This window comes from Mesorhizobium sp. M1027 (genome assembly GCF_040318745.1).
Taxonomy (GTDB): domain Bacteria; phylum Pseudomonadota; class Alphaproteobacteria; order Rhizobiales; family Rhizobiaceae; genus Mesorhizobium.
Genome location: NZ_JAMYMW010000014.1, coordinates 24,671 through 42,303 on the forward strand (window position 1 = coordinate 24,671; position 17,633 = coordinate 42,303).

The following is a 17,633-nucleotide window of genomic DNA, read 5'->3' on the forward strand; positions in this document are numbered from 1 at the left end:
ACACCGGCCGCGCAACCAAATCGCCGACGCCTCGTTGTCGGGCGAGAGGAGACTGCGATGAAAAAGCGCTCAATCCTGCTGCTTATGGCGGCTCTGACAGTTGCGGGTTGCGACAACAACATCCAGCCGACCAAGGCCCCTGGCGATACGGTCGAGCAGAACCCGCAGGTCGACAAGAATCCGGTGCCGAAATCGACGACCGGCGGCGATCAGCCTGGCACGCCGCCGAAACAATGATCGCCTCAAATGGAGTCGGCTCCGGTCAAGGAAGGTGGCCGGCGCCGCTTGGGAGGAAGCTGATGGCGCCGGCCAGGCGGAGATCAGGCCCGCCGCACATCCAAGGATAGCTGAGTCTTTCCGCAGCGTCATGGGCGATAGCGTACAGACGGCACGCCCCTGTGGACAAACCTGCCGGCCACAGCAGCGTTTGTTCATCACATAGTCCGTTCTTCCCATGGAACAAAGCGGGCTGCTGCGTGTTTGGGTGTCGATCGGACGCTCCCAAGGCCGCCGTTCACGAAAGGGCCCGCTCTCCTTGTCCCCCCTCAGGATAGCGGGTTCTTTTTTGCGTTTTGCGGGACGTTGCGGCGCGCGGGGTCGACGTCACCTGCTTGCCGGTTTTCGCGCCCTTATGCGGCGAACCGGGGCTCAAGGCCTTGCGAAGCATGGTTGTCCCGTGCAAAAGCCCGGCCATGCTGATCATCAACGACCTTTCGCTCCGCATGGCCGGACGCCTGCTTCTCGACCATGCCTCACTGACCTTGCCGGCCGGCAGCAAGGCTGGCCTTGTCGGCCGCAACGGCACCGGCAAGACGACCCTGTTCAAGGCGATCACCGGCGACCTCGCCTCCGAGACCGGCTCGATCAGCCTGCCCAAAAACACGCGCATCGGCCAGGTCGCGCAGGAAGCGCCGGGCACCGAGGAGCCGCTGATCGAGATCGTGCTCAAGGCCGACCTCGAACGGAGTGCCCTGCTCGAAGAGGAAAAGACGGCGACCGACCCGCACCGCATCGCCGACATCCACATGCGGCTGGCCGATATCGATGCGCACTCGGCCGAGTCACGCGCGGCCACCATTCTCGCCGGCCTTGGCTTCGACGATGCCGCGCAGCGGCGCCCGGCCTCGTCCTTCTCCGGCGGCTGGCGCATGCGCGTCGCGCTGGCCGCGGTGCTGTTTGCCGAGCCCGATCTGCTGCTGCTCGACGAGCCGACCAATTATCTCGACCTCGAAGGCACGCTCTGGCTGGAAAACTACGTATCGAAATACCCGCATACCGTGCTGCTGATTTCGCATGATCGCGACCTGCTCAACCGCGCCGTCAATTCGATCGTTCATCTCGACCAGAAGAAGCTGACCTTCTGGCGCGGCGGCTACGACCAGTTCGAGCGCCAATACACCGAGCAGCGCGAATTGCAGGAGAAGGGCCGCGTCAAGCAGGAAGCCGCGCGCAAGCACATGGAATCCTTCGTCGAGCGCTTCCGCGCCAAGGCATCGAAGGCGAGGCAGGCGCAGTCGCGCATCAAGGCGCTGGAGAAGATGAAGCCAATCGCCGCGATCGTGAACGACACGGTGCGGCCATTCTCCTTTCCGGAGCCGGTGAAGACGGTGGCCTCGCCGATCATTGCGCTCAACAACGTCAACGTCGGCTACACCGAGGGCGAGCCGATCCTGAAGAAGATGACGCTGCGCATCGATGCCGACGATCGCATCGCGCTGCTCGGCGCCAACGGCAACGGCAAGTCGACCTTCGCCAAGCTTTTGGCCGGCCGGCTGAAGCCGGAGACCGGCAGCATGACGGTGGCGCCCGGGCTTAAGGTGGCAATCTTCGCCCAGCACCAGCTCGACGATCTCAGGCCCGACGAAAACGCCTATGAGCATGTCCGCCGGCTGATGCCGGATGCGCCGGAATCCAAGGTGCGCGGCCGCGTCGCCCAGTTCGGCCTGACCACCGAAAAGATGAACACCGCCGCCAAGGATCTGTCCGGCGGCGAAAAGGCGCGGCTCCTGATGGGCCTGTCGGCCTTCGAGGGGCCGAACCTTTTCATCCTCGACGAGCCCACCAACCATCTCGACATCGACAGCCGTGAATCACTGATCCATGCGCTGAACGATTTTCCCGGCGCCGTCATACTGATCTCGCATGACCGCCATCTGCTCGAAGCGACCGCCGACCGGCTGTGGCTGGTCAAGGACGGCGCGGTCAATCCATATGACGGCGATCTCGAGGATTACAAGACGCTGGTCACCGGCGTCTCCGGGGACCGCCGCGGCAAGCGCGAGGCGGACAAAGCGTCGAAGGCCGACCGCCGCCGCGATGCAGCCGCGCGCCGCGCCGCCTTCGAGCCGCTGGCCAAGGAAATCCGCGCCACCGAAGCGCTGATCGACCGCATCCGCAAGCGCATCGACCTGATCGAGGACGAACTCGCCAACCCGGCCGTCTACGAAAAGGACCCCTCGAGCGCGACAAGGCTGGCCAAGGAGCGCTCCCAGCTCGCGCAACAGCTGGCCGGCCATGAGGAAAAATGGCTGTCGATGTCGGCGGAGTACGAGGAAGGCACGGCGGAGTAGGAAGAGCGCAATCTCCCCCCTCGCGGGGGAGATGCCCGAAATGCCGCGCCTACGACGCGTTGCTCAAGCGTGTCGCGGTCATGTGGCCGGGTACGTTCCCGGATACCCAAATGGTTCGCGGTAGGAGGTGAATGAGATGCTTGAAGGTCGGGAGTGGCGCAAAAAAGATGGAGCGTCAGACGAAGCGATCGAGAAACTCAGGGGAGTGGGCCCTTTGGTCCTGCCTGAAAGCTATGCTGCCCTTCTCTCTTTCAGCAACGGTGGTGAGGGCCCCCTGCCAGTCCAGCCGCTATGGCTTGCCTTGCACGCTGCGGAAGAGGTGATCGAAATAGAGCAACAGGGGACATTCAAGGAGTTCTTTCCGGGTTTTTTCGTTATCGGCAGCAACGGGGGCGGCGAGGCGATTGCGTTCGATCTACGCACAGTGGGGCTTTATCCGCTCGTTGCGTTTGACATGACAAATATTGATCTTGTCGAAAGCGTTTGGCCCATTGCGCCGGACTTTGATGCATTCTTGGACTTGATCGGCCTTTCCGACGAATAGCCCAGAGGGGGATGTAGGCCCGCCCATCTGGCCCTACACGTCGCCATAACAACCGGCTAGTTTGCTCCCATGAATCAGCACGCCAAGCTCAAAATCGGCCATTCGGCCTGTCCGCATGATTGCCCTTCGACCTGCGCGCTCGAGGTCGAACTGCTCGACGCCAGGCGCATCGGCCGCGTCCATGGCGCCAAGGCCAACAGCTATACGGCCGGCGTCATCTGCGCCAAGGTCGCCCGTTACGCCGATCGCGTCCATCATCCCGACCGCCTGCTGAAGCCGCTGGTGCGGGCCGGCGCCAAGGGCGACGGCGCCTGGAAGGAAGCGAGCTGGGAGGCGGCGCTCGATCTGGTCGCTGAAAAATTCATCGCGGCGGAGGCAAAATACGGCTCGGAGACGGTCTGGCCCTATTACTATGCCGGCACGATGGGGCTGGTGCAGCGCGACGGCATAGAGCGGCTCAGGCACGCCAAAAAATACTCCGGCTTCTTCGGTTCGATCTGCACCAATCTGGCCTGGACCGGCTGGATGATGGGCGCCGGCGCGCTGCGCGGCTCCGACCCGCGCGAAATGGCAAAGTCCGACTGCGTGGTGATCTGGGGCACCAACGCCGTGGTCACGCAGGTCAACGTCATGACCCACGCCATCAAGGCGCGCAAGGAACGCGGCGCCAAGATCGTCGTCATCGACGTCTACGAAAATGCAACGATGAAGCAGGCCGATCTCGGCCTGGTGCTGAAGCCCGGCACCGACGGCGCGCTGGCCTGCGCGGTGATGCACGTGCTGTTCCGTGACGGCATGGCCGACCGCGCCTATCTGGAAAAATACACCGACGATCCGCACGGTCTGGAAGCGCATCTCAAGACGCGGACGCCGCAATGGGCCGCAGACATCACCGGGCTTTCCGTCGACGAAATCGAGGCCTTCGCCCGTCTCGTCGGCACGACGAAGAAGACCTACTTTCGCCTCGGCTACGGTTTTTCGCGGCAGCGCAACGGTTCGGTCAACATGCACGCCGCGGCCGCGATCGCCGCGGTTACCGGCTGCTGGCAATATGAGGGCGGCGGCGCCTTCCATTCCAATTCGGGCATCTTCAAGCTCAACCAGGAACTGCTCGAAGGCACACGGATGCGCGACCCCGCGATCCGTCATCTCGATCATTCGCGCATCGGCCCGGTGCTGACCGGGGCTGAGGATGCGCTCTATGGCGGCCCGCCGGTGACGGCGCTGCTGATCCAGAACACCAATCCGGTGAATGTCGCGCCGGAGCAGCGGCTGGTGAAGCAAGGTTTTCTGCGCGACGATCTGTTTTCCTGCGTGCACGAGCAGTTCATGACCGACACCGCCAAGCTCGCTGATGTGGTGCTGCCGGCGACGATGTTTCTCGAGCATGACGACGTCTACAAGGGTGGCGGCAACCAGCACATCACACTCGGGCCGAAGCTGATCGACCCGCCGGAAGGTCCGCGCACCAACCATTTCGTCATGGAGGAGCTCGGCAAAAGGCTCGGTGTCGCCGATCGTCCTGGCTTCGGCATGACCGAGCAGCAGCATATCGACATCATTCTGGGCAAGCGCGGGCTGGGCAGCTTTTCGAGCCTGAAAGAGCAGAAATGGGTCGATTTGCAGCCGGATTTCGCGGCCGCGCATTTCCTCGACGGCTTCGGCCATGCCGACAAGAAGTTCCATTTTCGCGCCGACTGGACGGGCCAGGCCGCGCCCAACCGGCCACCGAAAAGCATGGGCCTGTTCGGGCCGGTGGCGAGCCTGCCGGAATTCCCCGACCATGTCGACCTGATCGAAGTGGCGGACGAGGCGCACCCGTTCCGGCTGACCACCTCGCCGGCGCGCAATTTCCTCAATTCGACCTTTGCCGAAACGCCGGTATCGCAGGCAAAAGAGCGCCGGCCGGAGCTGCTCTTGCATCCCGATGATGCGGCGGCACTCGGCGTCGGCGACGGCGGCCGTGTCGAAGTCGGCAACCAGCGTGGCGAGGTGGTGCTGCACGCAAAGCTGTTCGACGGCATCAAGTGTGGCGTGGTCGTCGCCGAAGGCATCTGGCCGAACAGCGCCCATGAGCGCGGCGAGGGCATCAACGTGCTCACCGGCGCCGATGCGCCGGCGCCCTGTGGCGGCGCCGCCTTCCACGACAACAAGGTCTGGCTGCGCCCGGCGGGTTGAGCGTCGGAACGATATCTCCATCCGGCCGTTTTCGCGTGGCGGGTGGAGGCATTGTCATGGCGGAAGTGTTGCCGGCGCCGGATCCCATCGGAAGGACACTGTCGTCCGGCGAACTCGTAACCACGATGTCCCACTTTCATCGCGCCGAGATTGCGCGCATGGCTGGGTGGCGCGACCGCCTGGACCGGACGAGCAACTGGGCGATAACCGTTGTCGCGGCGATGCTCTCCGTTTCGCTTTCGACAGCCAGCGCTCACCATGGCGTGCTGCTGTTTGCCATGCTGCTTGTCCTGCTGCTGCTGTGGATAGAGGCCCGCCGATATCGCTTCTTCGACTTCTATCGGGCTCGCGTGCGCCAGTTCGAACGGCACTATTTCGCGCAGATATTCTCGCCGCAGCCGGACTTCGCGTCCGATTGGCTGTTGATCGTCGGCGAGAGCCTGCGCGCCCCGAAATTCTTGATTTCGCAACGCGTGGCTTTGGCGCGCCGCCTGCGTCGCAATTACATCTACATGCTGCTGATTCTGCTGCTGGCCTGGATCCTCAAACTGTCGACCCCCAGTCTTCTGACCGAAGGCGTCCGCATCGGCTTCGTCGGGTCGATGCGTGAGGCCGTCGCCAGTGCTGCGCTGGGTCCAGTTCCTGGTGGCGCCATCGTCGTGCTGGTCGCCCTCCTCTATGCGGGCCTGCTGGTGACAGCCTTTCTGACGGAGAGCGACGACGGCGAACTCTCGTTCGGTGACGTTCACGTCTAGCAACGCAACGCCCTGTCGCGCGTTGTTGGACACGTGCATTTGGGCGATGGGGGTTTCATGGGTTGGCAGGCTCCGACACGTTCCAGCCTGGCGCTGCTGGTTTGCGCTTTCGTCCCCGCAGGCGCGGCCGGGGCAGCGGAGACGCTTGTTGCCGGGACCAAGGCCTCCGGCATGGGTGGTTCGGGCGAAGGCGCTTTCGTCGCCGAGATCGTGCTTCTGCTGCTTGTCGGGCGCGGCCTGGGCGAAGTGTTGCAGCGCTATGGCCAGCCGGCAATCATGGGCCAACTGATCGGCGGCATCCTGCTCGGTCCTTCGCTGTTCGGCTGGCTATGGCCGTCGGCCCAGCACCTGATCTTTCCCACCGATCCCGCGCAAAAGGGCATGATCGACGCCGTCTCGCAGCTCGGCATCCTGATGCTGCTTTTGCTGACCGGCATGGAGACGGACCTGCGGCTGGTACGCCGGGTTGGCGCGGCCTGTTTTTCCATTTCGGCTACCGGCGTCGTGGTGCCCTTCATCTGCGGTTTCGCGCTGGCGCAGTTCCTGCCGGACGCATTGCTGCCCAACCCGACGCAACGCACCGTTGCCGGGCTGTTCCTGGGCACCGCGCTGTCGATCTCGTCAGTCAAGATCGTCGCCATGGTGGTGCGCGAGATGAACTTCATGCGTCGCAACCTCGGACAGGTGATTATTTCCTCGGCGATCATCGAGGACACGATCGGCTGGCTGGTCATCGCCGTAACCTTCGGCATCGCCACCAATGGCAGGCTGCAGCTCGTACCGCTGGTGACCACCATCGCCGCCGTGGCACTGTTCATGGTGTTCTCCTTCACCATTGGCCGCCGTCTTGTCTTCACCTTGATCCGCTGGACCAACGATCAATTCCGCAGCGAGTTTGCGGTGATCACCATGATCCTTATCATCATGGGCGTCATGGCGCTGATCACCAACATGATAGGCGTCCATACGGTGCTGGGGGCGTTCGTCGCCGGCATCCTTGTCGGGGAATCGCCTATCCTCTCCAGCCATATCGAAGGCCAGCTGCGCGGCGTCATCACCGCGCTGTTCATGCCAATCTTCTTCGGCATGGCGGGGCTTTCCGCCGATCTCACAGTGCTCGCCGACCCGACGCTTGCCATGCTGACGGGCGCACTTGTGGTCATCGCCAGCATCGGCAAGTTTGGCGGCGCATTCATCGGCGCCAAGCTCGCCGCCATGTCGTTCAAGGAAGCACTCGCCGTCGGCAGTGCAATGAACGCGCGCGGCTCGACCGAGGTGATCGTCGCCAGCATCGGCTTGTCGATGAACATCCTGTCGCACAACCTCTTCACCATGATCGTCACCATGGCCGTGATCACCACCTTGGCCATGCCGCCGATGCTGCGCTGGGCGCTCGGCCGGCTGCCGGTTGGGCATGACGAGCAGCAGCGTGTCGAGCGCGAGGCGTTGGACGAATACGGCTTCATTTCCAGGCTGGAGCGGCTGCTGGTGTTGGTCGATGACAGCAGGATCGGCAAGTTCACTGCCTATCTCGCCGGGCTGGTCGGTGGAGGCAGCGGCATGCCCACCACCTTGCTTCAGCCGAAAGACGGCCGAGTTGACAGGCCGACCGACAGCAAGGGACAGGAGCGCGCCCTGCAGGAAATCAAGAAGGGTGCAAAAAAAAGCGCTCAGGCGGTGAAACGGATCGAAGATACGCTTGTCGACAAGTCCATCTGACGGCCCGCACCGAATTGGAGGCCACGGGTGAGACGATCGCCGAAGAGGCCCGCAAGGGATACGGCCTGTTGCTGGTCGGCCTTGACAATGTGCTGACCGCCGATGGCGCCTTCGCGCCGGCCCTCAACGACATTGCCGCAGGATTTGACGGCCCGCTTTGCCTGGTCCTGAACGGCGGCAATGCTGGCGAAAAGATGCCGACGCTGAAGGCCGGAACCAGCATTCTCGTCCCCGTCAACGGTACCCAGGTGGCGCGTCGCGCCGCCGACTTGGCGCTGGCGCTGGCCCGTCCAAACCGGGCACGGATCAAAGTTCTCTACGTTTCGCAAAAGGCAGCCAAGGGCCGCAGGTCGACATCGGTGTCGCATAGCCGCGAAGAGGCCGTGCTGAAAGACATCGCCGATTTGGCGGGCCGCTACGGCCTGCATATCGACACAGCGTTCCATACCCGCGTCACACCCGACAAGGCCATCACCCGGGAGGCGGCCAACGGCGCGGCGATCGTCGTGATGGGCGTCACCCAACGTCCGGGTGGGGACCTGTTCTTCGGCGAAACCGCCGGCGCTGTTTTGGCCGCCTGCAATTGCCCCGTCGTGCTTCTGGCCAGCGCGCGGCCCAAGCATGACGCCGCTGGCGCTGAGCTGGCGGCGTGATTTTCATGGCGCGCACTGACCCGTCGGTAGACATGTCGATTGAGGCTCTGAAGCGCTGATCAGTCAAACGTAAAGAACTAGAACCGAACGGTTCGGTTCTGTTGACGGAGCGTACAGGAAAGGGTGAACGCCGGCTCCCAGAATGTTCGCCAAGAAAATCACCAATGACCGCGTAACCAATTGACAATAAAGAAGAACAGTGTGGCGGAAGGAGCCGCATGTCGAATTTCAAGCGGCCAATTTGGCGCACCCGAACAAAATTTTCGTGATTGGAAACGACAGGCTTGCCGACCCATCTCGGGGTGGTCCGAGCGACGCGAATTCCTCCCAAGGCACGCCACTTGACGGACAGAACAAAGACTACCGGAGTACCCGAAATGACCAAGATCGCTCTTACCGCCGCCGCCATCCTTGTTGCCACCGGCACTGCTTTTGCCGGCAGCGACCACTATGGCTCGGACAACGTCAACCAGCCGGCCGCTCCTGCTGCCAACGTCGACAACACGTTTACCGGCTCGATCCGCAAGCCGGTTACTTCCGAGCATGCTGGTGCCAAGACGACTTCCGAGTCGGTGGCGCCTGAATCCGGCCAAGGCATCTGGGGCCGCTGATTATCACGGCCCCGGAGCACAAAGAGCGGCGGGCTTGGCCCGCCGCTCTTGTTTGGTGCGAAGCGGGTTTTGGCCGAAGGTCGGCGATCCCCGGCCTGCCAGGCAATCCCTAGCGAAGATCCTTCGGCCAGATGCAGTGCGTCAGCCGGGCGCCGCCGAAGGTGAGACCGTCCCAATCGCCATCGACGTCAAACCGAGCCAGGGCCGCGGTCGGGAATTTATCCGCCAGTTTTTTCAGCGCCGCTTGATCCGATCCAGCCCCGGCAAGACCGCGCGCGAACTCCTCCAACCCTGGATTGTGGCCGAGCAGCAGCAGCGTTCCGGTTCCCGCCTTTACTTGCCGCACCTTGGCGAGGATGTCCGCCGCCGCTGCCTCGTAGAGCGCCTGGGCAAATTTGACCTGCACCTTCGCCGGCAATTCCGCCGAGAGCAGCCGCCACGTGTCGCGGGTGCGCAGCGCCGGCGATACCAGCGCCAGTTCCGGCAGCCAGCCGCGCCGGGCCAGTTCGCGTCCGACCAGCGGCGCTGCCTTCAGCCCGCGCGCGGACAGCGGCCGGTCGAAGTCGATGAGGTCGGGATCGTCCCAACTCGACTTGGCGTGACGCAGCAGCAGCAGTTGCTTCATGGATTCAATTCAAATCCAAGGGATGTCCGGCTGAAAGTCTTTCCCATATCCGCCGCCATGTCTTGCACCCGTGACGGCATCAAAACTCGCCCAAAGCGCACCAAAGATAAACAGGCCTACGCACCGTTCATCTTTATCCCATCTGACCGAAATGTCTGCTTCAGTAATGGCCCAATCGCCCGATCGAACGTGAATTGCACCAACGACAGGACCTACTCGCCCGTCCTCGATCCGACAGAGATAAAAATATGCCGTGGCAGTTTTCGGATGGTCCGCCTCGTCGTACTCGAAGACGCCGGCCAGATCACGCTTTGTCCGGATCGCGCTGTCGAAAACGTCCATTGGTCTATTTCTGCCGACCCGACGATTTATTGGCTTTTTCGACGGACCCTTACGGGGTGATCCGCGCCAGGTGCTCGAGATCGGTCTCTTCGCGCAGCGGGTCGGGCGCGATCACCACCGACGTGGCGTTGTCGGCATCGTCGGCGAAGCGCGAAAACACCGTGCGGCCGCCTTCCATCCGCGCCTTGCCTTCGGCGACCAGCCCCAGCGCCAGCGGATAGAGTTGGTGCTCAGCCTTGAGCACGCGCGCGGCCAGCGTATCCTCATTGTCGCCGACCATCACCGGCACCGCGGCCTGGGCGATGATCGGCCCATCATCCATGTCGAGCGTGACGAAATGCACTGTGCAGCCATGGATGCGCATGCCTGCGCGGAGCGCCCGCGCATGTGTATCCAGCCCCTTGAAGGCAGGCAGCAGGGCAGGGTGGATGTTGACCATGCGGCCCTGCCACTTCTCGACGAAACGCGCGCCGAGAATGCGCATATAGCCGGCCAGCGCGACGATCTCGGCGCCAAAAGAGACAAGGGCCGCGTCGATCGCCCCGTCATGCGCTTCCTTGCTGGCATGGTCCGAGCGCGAAATCACCCTGGTGGCGATGCCGCGCGCCGCGGCGATGCCGAGGCCGGCGGCATTGGCGCGATCGGAGATGACGCCGACGATTTCGGCCGGATAGGCCGGGTTGCTCGCCGCCGCGATCAGCGCCGTCATGTTGGAGCCGCGCCCCGAAATGAGCACTACGGTGCGTTTTCTGGTCATAGGCCGATCGAGCCCCGATAGATGACGCCGGCATCGCGGCGCGGCACGATCTGGCCGATCGGCGTCACCGTCTCGCCGGCCTCCTGCAGAACGGCGGCGACCTGCGCCGCCTGGCCGGAGGCGACGACCAGGATCATGCCGATGCCGCAATTGAAGGTGCGCATCATCTCTTCCGGCGCGACGCCACCGGTCTTGGCCAGCCACGAAAACACCGGCGGCACCTCGATGGCGCCGAGATCGAGCTCGGCCGAAAAATCCTTGGGCAGAACGCGCGGGATGTTTTCGGGAAAGCCGCCACCGGTGATATGGGCCAGCGCCTTGATGCCATGCGTGTTGCGGATCGCCTTGAGGATCGACTTGACGTAGATGCGCGTCGGCTCGAGCAGCGCCTCGGCCAGCGTCGCCTCGTCATTGAACGGCGCCGGATCGCCCCAGCCAAGGCCGCTTGCGGCGACGATGCGGCGGACCAGCGAGAAGCCGTTCGAATGCAGGCCCGACGAGGCAAGGCCGAGCAGCACGTCGCCCTCGACGATGTCGTCGGTCGGCAGCAACTGGCCGCGTTCGGCGGCACCGACTGCAAAGCCGGCAAGGTCGTAGTCCTTGTCGTGATACATGCCGGGCATTTCCGCCGTCTCGCCACCGATCAGCGCGCAACCGGCCTGCCGGCAGCCGGCGGCAATGCCGCCGACGATCGAAGCGCCCTGGTCGGGATCGAGCTTGCCGGTGGCAAAATAGTCGAGGAAGAACAGCGGTTCGGCGCCCTGCACGACGATGTCGTTGACGCACATGGCGACGAGGTCGATACCGATCGTGTCATGCTTGCCGGCATCGATGGCAATCTTCAGCTTGGTGCCGACGCCGTCATTGGCGGCGACCAGCACCGGATCGGTAAAGCCGGCTGCCTTGAGATCGAACAGGCCGCCGAAACCGCCGATCTCGCCATCGGCGCCCGGCCGGCGGGTGGCGCGCACCAGCGGCTTGATCTTCTCGACCATGAGATTGCCGGCGTCGATGTCGACGCCCGCTTCGGCATAGGTGAGCCCGTTCTTGCGCTTGCTCATACTCTTTCCCTGCTTTCTCGGGCTCTTCGCATGAACGGTTTCGGTCCGCAAGGATAACGGCGCTGAAACTGCCAATCTCCCCACTTGAGGGGGAGATGGCCGGCAGGCCAGAGGGGCGCTGTCCCGCCGACCTGCCGATCGGCACCATTGCGCATCCAGGTCAAACCCCAACCTGGTTCCAGATCAATGAGAAAGCCCTGCTGTCGGCTCAGCTTTATGAGGTAATGCTGGTTGATGGGGCGTTGATCGCAAATTGCGCGGTGAAAGCCCGGATATAGGCCGGCCGTGCTTCCCCGCGCGCTACATAGGCAGCCAAGTTTTGATATTCGTCCAAAATGCCGGACATTCTTAGTCGCAGCAGCACTGACACCATCAATAAATCGCCCGCGCTGAACGTATCATCGAGCCAGTCGGCGACGCCTAAGTGGGCCGAGAGTTTGTCCAGCCGAGCCCGAACACGGTCCTTTACCAACGGCAAGCGCTCCTCGCTCCAAGGCTTGTCACGTTCGAATATTCTTGCCGTCGTTAATTCGAGGATCGGCGGCTCGACGGTATTAAGTGCGGCAAACATCCACGTGATCGCACGCGCGCGGGCATTGCGATCCTTCGGCAGCAATCCCGTATGCTGCTCAGCAAGGTGAAAGACGATCGAGCCGGTTTCGAACAGCGAGAGAGAACCTTCCTCATAGGTGGGGATCTGGCCGAAGGGATGGATGGCCAGATGGCCAGGCGCCTTCATTTCTGCAAAGGAAACAAGACGAACCTCATACGGCTGCCCCACTTCTTCGAGCGCCCAGCGAACGCGCGTATCGCGCGCTAGTCCCTTGCCGCCATCGGGCGATCGTTCAAAAGCTGTGATAGTGATTGTCATCGCGTCCGTTTTCCTTGCTCGCGGTCCAGGAAGGTCTGGGCGAATTCTTCGGCTTCCCATCGTGAGACGAATGAGCCTCCCCGAAATCGACATCTGTCTTGACCTATTTCATTTGTCTTGACCTATTTCATTGCTGGCGCCCTCGAGGGGTGATTGGCAGCTTCTGTGTCGCTTCTCACTTGCCGTAACCCTCCTTCTCCATCATGTATCGACAAACAAGAGCGACGGGATATGCGTTTGACCATCCCTAACATGATCACGATCATGCGCTTCGTGCTGGTGCCGGCAGTGGTGCTGGCCATGCTGCAGGAACGCTGGGACTGGGCGTTTGCCGGCTTCCTCATTGCCGGCATTTCCGACGGCGTCGACGGCTTCATCGCCCGCCATTTCAATCAGTTTTCCAGGCTCGGCGCCTATCTCGATCCGATGGCGGACAAGCTGCTGCTGGTCTCGGTTTTCGTGGTCCTGGGCTTCAGCGGCGAACTGCCGCTGTGGCTGGTCGTTACCATGGTATCGCGCGACGCACTGATCGTCTGCGCCGTGCTTTTATCCACCGTCATGGCGCATCCGGTTGAGATGAAGCCGCTCCTGGTGTCGAAGGCCAACACCGCGATTCAGATCGTACTGGCGGCAGTGGTGCTGGGCGAACTGGCCTTCGACATCCGTCTCGATCCGCTGAGGCCGGCCCTCATATTGCTGTCCGGGGTCTTGACCGTGGCTTCGGCCGCGGCCTATCTCGTGGCTTGGCTGAGGCATATGAGCGGCTATGGCGAAGGCTCCACACCCGGCACCTGAACATCGGGCACCTGACGAACGGTCCATCGACGCCGAGGCCGAAGCCGCGGCAGCGGAGGCTGCGGCATCGGCGTCGTTTCGCCGGCAGATCCGCTTCTGGCTGGTCAGCGCCATCATCCTCGCCGTCTTCCTTTACGTCTTCAGCGGCATCCTTCTGCCCTTCGTTGCCGGCATGGTGCTCGCCTATTTCCTCGACCCTGTCGCCGACCGGCTGGAGCGTCTCGGCCTGTCCAGGCTGATGGCGACGGTGGTCATCCTCGTCGCCTTTATCGTCGTCCTGGTGCTGGCCGTCGTCATCCTGGTTCCGGTGCTCGCCTCGCAGATGGCTGATTTCGCTAGCAAGCTGCCGGACTATCTGACCCGGCTGCAGAGCCTGATCACCAGCTTCGACCCGAAATGGCTGGAAGAGAAATTCGGCGTCGACGCCAATGGCCTGCGTGAAGGCTTGAACTCGCTGCTGACCTCCGGCTTCGGCCTCCTGACCACCGTCTTCACCTCGATCTGGAGCTCCGGCGTGGCGCTGGTCTCGGTCGTCAGCCTGTTCGTGGTGACGCCGGTCGTCGCCTTCTACATGCTGCTCGACTGGGACCGCATGGTGGCAATCGTCGACAGCTGGGTGCCACGCGACTATGTCAAGACCGTCAGGGCGATCGCCAGGGATATCAACACGGCAACCGCCGGCTTCGTGCGCGGACAGGGCACGCTGTGCCTGGTGCTGGGCGCCATGTATGCCACCGGCCTGACGTTGACGGGCCTGAATTTCGGCATCCTCATCGGCCTGTTTGCCGGGCTGATCTCGTTCATCCCCTATGTCGGCTCGCTGACCGGCCTGGTGCTGGCCGTCGGCGTCGCCTTCGTCCAGTTCTGGCCGGACTGGACCATGATCGCGGCGGTGGCCGGCGTGTTCTTCGTCGGCCAGTTCATCGAGGGCAATATCCTGCAGCCGCGGCTGGTCGGCAAAAGCGTCGGCCTGCATCCGGTGTGGCTGATGTTCGCGCTGTTTGCCTTCGGCGCGCTGTTCGGCTTCGTCGGCCTGCTGATCGCCGTTCCGGCTTCCGCCGCCGTTGCCGTTCTGGTGCGCTTCGCCATCGCGCGCTATCTCGAATCGCCGCTCTACAAGGGCCATGCCGACGAGCCGGTGCCGCCGCTGCAGGTGCGCCGCCGCGGGGGCGCGCGCGGTTGAGCCAGATGCCGGACAAGATCGATCCGCCGCGCCAATTGCCGCTCGATCTAGGCCACGGCACCGGCTATTCGCGCGACGAGCTCGTCGTTTCCAGCACCAACAGCCAGGCGGCGGCGCTTGTCGACCGCTGGCCGGACTGGCCGTCGCCGGTTGTCGTGCTGGCCGGGCCGGCCGGCTCCGGAAAAACCCATCTGGCCTCGATCTGGCAGACCCGCGCCGACGCGGTCAAAGTGGAGGCCGGCCGCATCGGCGAGCGCATCGAAAATCTTGGCGCGCATCCGGCCCTGATCGACGATGTCGATGCCGGCCCGGTCGACGAGCACGGTCTGTTCCACCTGATCAATGCGGTGCGCGGCGCCGGCTCGACCTTACTGTTGACGGCGCGCCGCTTTCCCTCCGCCTGGGGCGTCGGGCTGCCCGACCTGGCATCGCGGCTGAAGGCGGCGGCTACCGTCGAGATCCACGAGCCCGACGACCTCTTGCTGGCCGGCGTCATCACAAAGCTGTTCGCCGATCGGCAGGTCGAGGTCGAGCCGCATGTCGTGCAATATCTGGTGCGCCGCATCGAACGCTCGCTGGCCACCGCAATGCGGGTGGTCGAGCGGCTCGACCGCACCGCGCTCGAGCGCAAGACGCCGATCACGCGAGCGCTCGCCGCCGAGACCGTCAGCGCCATGGACGAAGGGCAGGGCGAGTTCGAGATTTAGAGGATTCCAGTTCAGCCGCCGTCCCATTTTGGGAAAAAAGGCTGGCATCTGTCTTGCACCTGACAGCTTGCCGGCTAATCCCGGTCCTGATTGCGTATCAAATCAGGTAGTAGGCTCGCCGGGATGGAGTGGTTGGGGTTCTCGCCCGGCGAGCTTGCCGTCAGATGCATCTAGTAGCGCCATTGCGGCGGCCAGGTCTCAACTTTCACCTCCGGCAATCGCGGCTCGTTCCACGCCAAAGCGTCGGCGATAATCGCCGGGCACCAGGCCGGTTATCCTGGCGAATACCTTGCGGAAGGAGCCGGGATCGTCATAGCCGACCTCCCAGGCGATCTGGTCGATCGATCGCATCGTGGTTTCCAGCATCTCGCGCGCCTTGCCGACCCGCAGGTGCTGACAATATTCGGTCGGCCTGAGGCCAGTGGCGTTGCGGAAGCGTCGCAGAAAGGTCCGCTCCTCCAGCCCCGCATGCTCGGCCATGGCGCCAAGCGTCACGTCGCGCGCGCCGTTCGCCTGCAGCCAATGCTGCACCTTGAGGATCGCTTCGTCGTCATGGGTCAATCGCGGCGCAAACGGGCTGTAAAAACGTTGCTCGCGGCCCGGTGGATCGACCAGCATGAAACGCGCCGTGTCCATCATTACGGGTGACCCGAGCACCCTGTCCACCAGCTTCAGGCCGAGATCGGTCCAGGCCATGTAGCCGCCGGCGGTAATGATATCGCCATCGTCGATGACCAGCCTGTCGGCGTCGAGCAGGATATCGGGAAAGCGTAGCGCCAGCGCGTCGCGATAAGCCCAGTGCGTCGTCGCGGCGCGACCGGACAACAGGCCGGTCTCGGCAAGCACGAAGGCGCCGGCGCAGACCGAACCGAGCGTCGCGCCTGCCGTGTGGCGATCCCTGAGCCAGCCGGCATAGGGCGCGGCTGCTTCCCGAGCGATCGGATCCCCCAACGTCGGCGGGAGGATAACCATGGCTGGTTCATTGTCGGCGCCGGGCTCGCTGTCGAAGCTGCGGACTACGGTGTGGCCCGCGTCCTCCAATTGCCAATGACTGACGCGAAGCCTCGCCGCGTCCGGCGACCGCTCGACAGCCAGCCGGTTTGCCAGCATGAAAAGATCGGTCAGGCCGAGCACGGCTGCTTCCTGCACGCCGGGATACAAGACGAGGCCGATTTCGATCAGATCACGCGCAGCCGTCATTTGTCAGTTTTGCCACGTTGAATGTCCGTTTTGCCAATGCTCACCCTGACCGCACTGTTATAATTTTTCCAGCTGAGGGGGCTAAAAGCTTCCCTGTTACCCCCAACTTTTCCATCAAGGAGTAGGACGATGAGCACATTCACCACCCATGACGGCACCGAGATTTTCTACAAGGATTGGGGCAAGGGCCAGCCGATCGTGTTCCATCACGGCTGGCCGCTGAGCTCAGACGACTGGGACAACCAGATGCTGTTCTTCCTCGAAAAGGGCTACCGCGTCATCGCACATGACCGCCGCGGCCACGGCCGCTCGTCGCAGACCGCGACCGGCAATGAGATGGACACCTACGCCGCCGATGTGGCGGCGCTGGCGGCGCATCTCGATCTCAGGGATGCGATCCACATCGGCCACTCGACCGGTGGCGGCGAGGTGGCGCGTTACGTCGCGCTTTATGGCGGCGGCGGCCGTGTTGCCAAGGCGGTGCTGATCGGCGCCGTGCCGCCGATTATGGTCAAGACCGACAGCAACCCCGGCGGCTTGCCGATCGAAGTCTTCGACGGCTTTCGCGCCGCCCTGGCCGCTAACCGCGCCCAGTTCTACAGGGATGTGCCGGCCGGCCCGTTTTATGGCTTCAACCGCGAGGGCGCCAAGGTCTCGCAAGGCGCCGTCGACAATTGGTGGCGCCAAGGCATGATGGGCGGAGCCAAGGCCCATTACGACTGCATCAAAGCCTTTTCCGAGACCGACTTCACCGACGATCTAAGGAAGCTCGACGTGCCCGTCCTGATCATGCACGGCGACGACGACCAGATCGTGCCGATCGCCGATTCCGCGCTGCTTGCGATCAAGCTGGTGAAGCATGGCACGCTCAAGGTCTACAAGGGCCTGCCGCACGGCATGTGCACCACCCATCCGGAGATCATCAATTCGGATCTGCTGGCCTTCATCCAGGGCTGACGGCTTGGGTATCGGACGGGCAGCGCAGACTCGTGCTGTCCGTCCGTCGCTTACGCATCAGCGGCGGCGGCAGACACGCTCAAGCATGATCCGCTTGCGCTGCCG

At 63.3% G+C, this 17,633-nt stretch carries 16 protein-coding genes and 1 pseudogene; 11 read left to right on the forward strand and 6 right to left on the reverse strand.

Annotated features, from left to right (window positions below):
* Nucleotides 1–57 precede the first annotated feature (57 nt).
* From NKH50_RS24250 to NKH50_RS24285, 7 genes and pseudogenes are all read left to right on the forward strand, one after another.
* Nucleotides 58–237 (forward strand): hypothetical protein, encoded by a 180-nt coding sequence (locus NKH50_RS24250; RefSeq protein WP_254820275.1) that lies wholly within the window; start codon nt 58–60, stop codon nt 235–237.
* A gap of 455 nt (nt 238–692) precedes the next feature.
* Nucleotides 693–2,570: an ABC-F family ATP-binding cassette domain-containing protein gene (locus NKH50_RS24255; protein WP_352739633.1), complete on the forward strand. Its 1,878-nt coding sequence runs from the start codon at nt 693–695 to the stop codon at nt 2,568–2,570.
* 136 nt (nt 2,571–2,706) lie between these two features.
* Nucleotides 2,707–3,114, forward strand: coding sequence for an SMI1/KNR4 family protein (locus NKH50_RS24260; protein ID WP_352507897.1), 408 nt, complete (start codon nt 2,707–2,709; stop codon nt 3,112–3,114).
* Between the two features lie 69 nt (nt 3,115–3,183).
* On the forward strand, nt 3,184–5,292 hold the full coding sequence (locus tag NKH50_RS24265; protein ID WP_352881453.1) for a molybdopterin oxidoreductase family protein: 2,109 nt from the start codon (nt 3,184–3,186) through the stop codon (nt 5,290–5,292).
* Between the two features lie 56 nt (nt 5,293–5,348).
* Entirely contained in the window at nt 5,349–6,047 is a 699-nt protein-coding gene (locus NKH50_RS24270) for a DUF2270 domain-containing protein (RefSeq protein WP_352507895.1), read from the forward strand.
* A gap of 171 nt (nt 6,048–6,218) precedes the next feature.
* A pseudogene (locus NKH50_RS24275) lies at nt 6,219–8,419 on the forward strand (cation:proton antiporter domain-containing protein).
* Between the two features lie 377 nt (nt 8,420–8,796).
* On the forward strand, nt 8,797–9,030 hold the full coding sequence (locus tag NKH50_RS24285) for a DUF680 domain-containing protein (protein ID WP_352507893.1): 234 nt from the start codon (nt 8,797–8,799) through the stop codon (nt 9,028–9,030).
* A gap of 109 nt (nt 9,031–9,139) precedes the next feature.
* Here NKH50_RS24285 and NKH50_RS24290 read toward each other — a convergent pair whose 3' ends face one another.
* From NKH50_RS24290 to NKH50_RS24310, 5 genes are all read right to left on the reverse strand, one after another.
* Nucleotides 9,140–9,655 carry a SixA phosphatase family protein gene (locus NKH50_RS24290; RefSeq protein WP_352881462.1) on the reverse strand — a complete coding sequence of 172 codons (516 nt, stop codon included), beginning with the start codon at nt 9,653–9,655 and terminating at the stop codon, nt 9,140–9,142.
* 9 nt (nt 9,656–9,664) lie between these two features.
* Nucleotides 9,665–9,997, reverse strand: coding sequence for a hypothetical protein (locus tag NKH50_RS24295; RefSeq protein ID WP_352507891.1), 333 nt, complete (start codon nt 9,995–9,997; stop codon nt 9,665–9,667).
* Nucleotides 9,998–10,046: 49 nt separating this feature from the next.
* Nucleotides 10,047–10,754 (reverse strand): phosphoribosylglycinamide formyltransferase, encoded by a 708-nt coding sequence (purN, locus tag NKH50_RS24300; RefSeq protein ID WP_254820266.1) that lies wholly within the window; start codon nt 10,752–10,754, stop codon nt 10,047–10,049.
* Nucleotides 10,751–11,815 carry a phosphoribosylformylglycinamidine cyclo-ligase gene (purM, locus tag NKH50_RS24305; protein ID WP_352881465.1) on the reverse strand — a complete coding sequence of 355 codons (1,065 nt, stop codon included), beginning with the start codon at nt 11,813–11,815 and terminating at the stop codon, nt 10,751–10,753. The genes purN and purM overlap by 4 nt, the downstream gene beginning before the upstream one ends.
* Before the next feature lie 214 nt (nt 11,816–12,029).
* Nucleotides 12,030–12,686 (reverse strand): glutathione S-transferase family protein, encoded by a 657-nt coding sequence (locus NKH50_RS24310; RefSeq protein ID WP_254820264.1) that lies wholly within the window; start codon nt 12,684–12,686, stop codon nt 12,030–12,032.
* 237 nt (nt 12,687–12,923) lie between these two features.
* Between NKH50_RS24310 and NKH50_RS24315 the strand changes: the two genes are divergently transcribed.
* From NKH50_RS24315 to hdaA, 3 genes are read left to right on the forward strand one after another with little or no spacing between them, the layout of a single operon-like run.
* Nucleotides 12,924–13,481: a CDP-alcohol phosphatidyltransferase family protein gene (locus NKH50_RS24315; protein WP_023677645.1), complete on the forward strand. Its 558-nt coding sequence runs from the start codon at nt 12,924–12,926 to the stop codon at nt 13,479–13,481.
* Nucleotides 13,453–14,664 (forward strand): AI-2E family transporter, encoded by a 1,212-nt coding sequence (locus tag NKH50_RS24320; RefSeq protein WP_254820263.1) that lies wholly within the window; start codon nt 13,453–13,455, stop codon nt 14,662–14,664. The genes NKH50_RS24315 and NKH50_RS24320 overlap by 29 nt, the downstream gene beginning before the upstream one ends.
* Nucleotides 14,665–14,669: 5 nt before the next feature.
* A complete protein-coding gene (gene hdaA, locus NKH50_RS24325) occupies nt 14,670–15,371 on the forward strand; it encodes a DnaA regulatory inactivator HdaA (RefSeq protein ID WP_352507944.1) in 702 nt (233 codons plus the stop codon).
* Nucleotides 15,372–15,569: 198 nt separating this feature from the next.
* On the opposite strand, the gene NKH50_RS24330 is transcribed toward hdaA, so the two are convergent.
* On the reverse strand, nt 15,570–16,571 hold the full coding sequence (locus NKH50_RS24330) for a GlxA family transcriptional regulator (protein WP_352479277.1): 1,002 nt from the start codon (nt 16,569–16,571) through the stop codon (nt 15,570–15,572).
* A 129-nt stretch (nt 16,572–16,700) separates the two neighbouring features.
* Between NKH50_RS24330 and NKH50_RS24335 the strand changes: the two genes are divergently transcribed.
* Nucleotides 16,701–17,528, forward strand: a complete 828-nt coding sequence (locus NKH50_RS24335; RefSeq protein ID WP_352881469.1) for an alpha/beta fold hydrolase — start codon at nt 16,701–16,703, stop codon at nt 17,526–17,528.
* The last annotated feature ends 105 nt before the right edge of the window (nt 17,529–17,633 follow it).

What these genes read in the sequence shown, in the direction of transcription:
- NKH50_RS24250 (WP_254820275.1), top strand. Translation starts at nt 58, where the DNA reads ATGAAAAAGCGCTCAATCCTGCTGCTTATGGCGGCTCTGACAGTTGCG.
- NKH50_RS24255 (WP_352739633.1), top strand. Translation starts at nt 693, where the DNA reads ATGCTGATCATCAACGACCTTTCGCTCCGCATGGCCGGACGCCTGCTT.
- NKH50_RS24260 (WP_352507897.1), top strand. Translation starts at nt 2,707, where the DNA reads ATGCTTGAAGGTCGGGAGTGGCGCAAAAAAGATGGAGCGTCAGACGAA.
- NKH50_RS24265 (WP_352881453.1), top strand. Translation starts at nt 3,184, where the DNA reads ATGAATCAGCACGCCAAGCTCAAAATCGGCCATTCGGCCTGTCCGCAT.
- NKH50_RS24270 (WP_352507895.1), top strand. Translation starts at nt 5,349, where the DNA reads ATGGCGGAAGTGTTGCCGGCGCCGGATCCCATCGGAAGGACACTGTCG.
- NKH50_RS24285 (WP_352507893.1), top strand. Translation starts at nt 8,797, where the DNA reads ATGACCAAGATCGCTCTTACCGCCGCCGCCATCCTTGTTGCCACCGGC.
- NKH50_RS24290 (WP_352881462.1), bottom strand. Translation starts at nt 9,655, where the DNA reads ATGAAGCAACTGCTGCTGCTGCGTCACGCCAAGTCGAGTTGGGACGAT.
- NKH50_RS24295 (WP_352507891.1), bottom strand. Translation starts at nt 9,997, where the DNA reads ATGGACGTTTTCGACAGCGCGATCCGGACAAAGCGTGATCTGGCCGGC.
- purN (WP_254820266.1), bottom strand. Translation starts at nt 10,754, where the DNA reads ATGACCAGAAAACGCACCGTAGTGCTCATTTCGGGGCGCGGCTCCAAC.
- purM (WP_352881465.1), bottom strand. Translation starts at nt 11,815, where the DNA reads ATGAGCAAGCGCAAGAACGGGCTCACCTATGCCGAAGCGGGCGTCGAC.
- NKH50_RS24310 (WP_254820264.1), bottom strand. Translation starts at nt 12,686, where the DNA reads ATGACAATCACTATCACAGCTTTTGAACGATCGCCCGATGGCGGCAAG.
- NKH50_RS24320 (WP_254820263.1), top strand. Translation starts at nt 13,453, where the DNA reads ATGGCGAAGGCTCCACACCCGGCACCTGAACATCGGGCACCTGACGAA.
- hdaA (WP_352507944.1), top strand. Translation starts at nt 14,670, where the DNA reads ATGCCGGACAAGATCGATCCGCCGCGCCAATTGCCGCTCGATCTAGGC.
- NKH50_RS24330 (WP_352479277.1), bottom strand. Translation starts at nt 16,571, where the DNA reads ATGACGGCTGCGCGTGATCTGATCGAAATCGGCCTCGTCTTGTATCCC.
- NKH50_RS24335 (WP_352881469.1), top strand. Translation starts at nt 16,701, where the DNA reads ATGAGCACATTCACCACCCATGACGGCACCGAGATTTTCTACAAGGAT.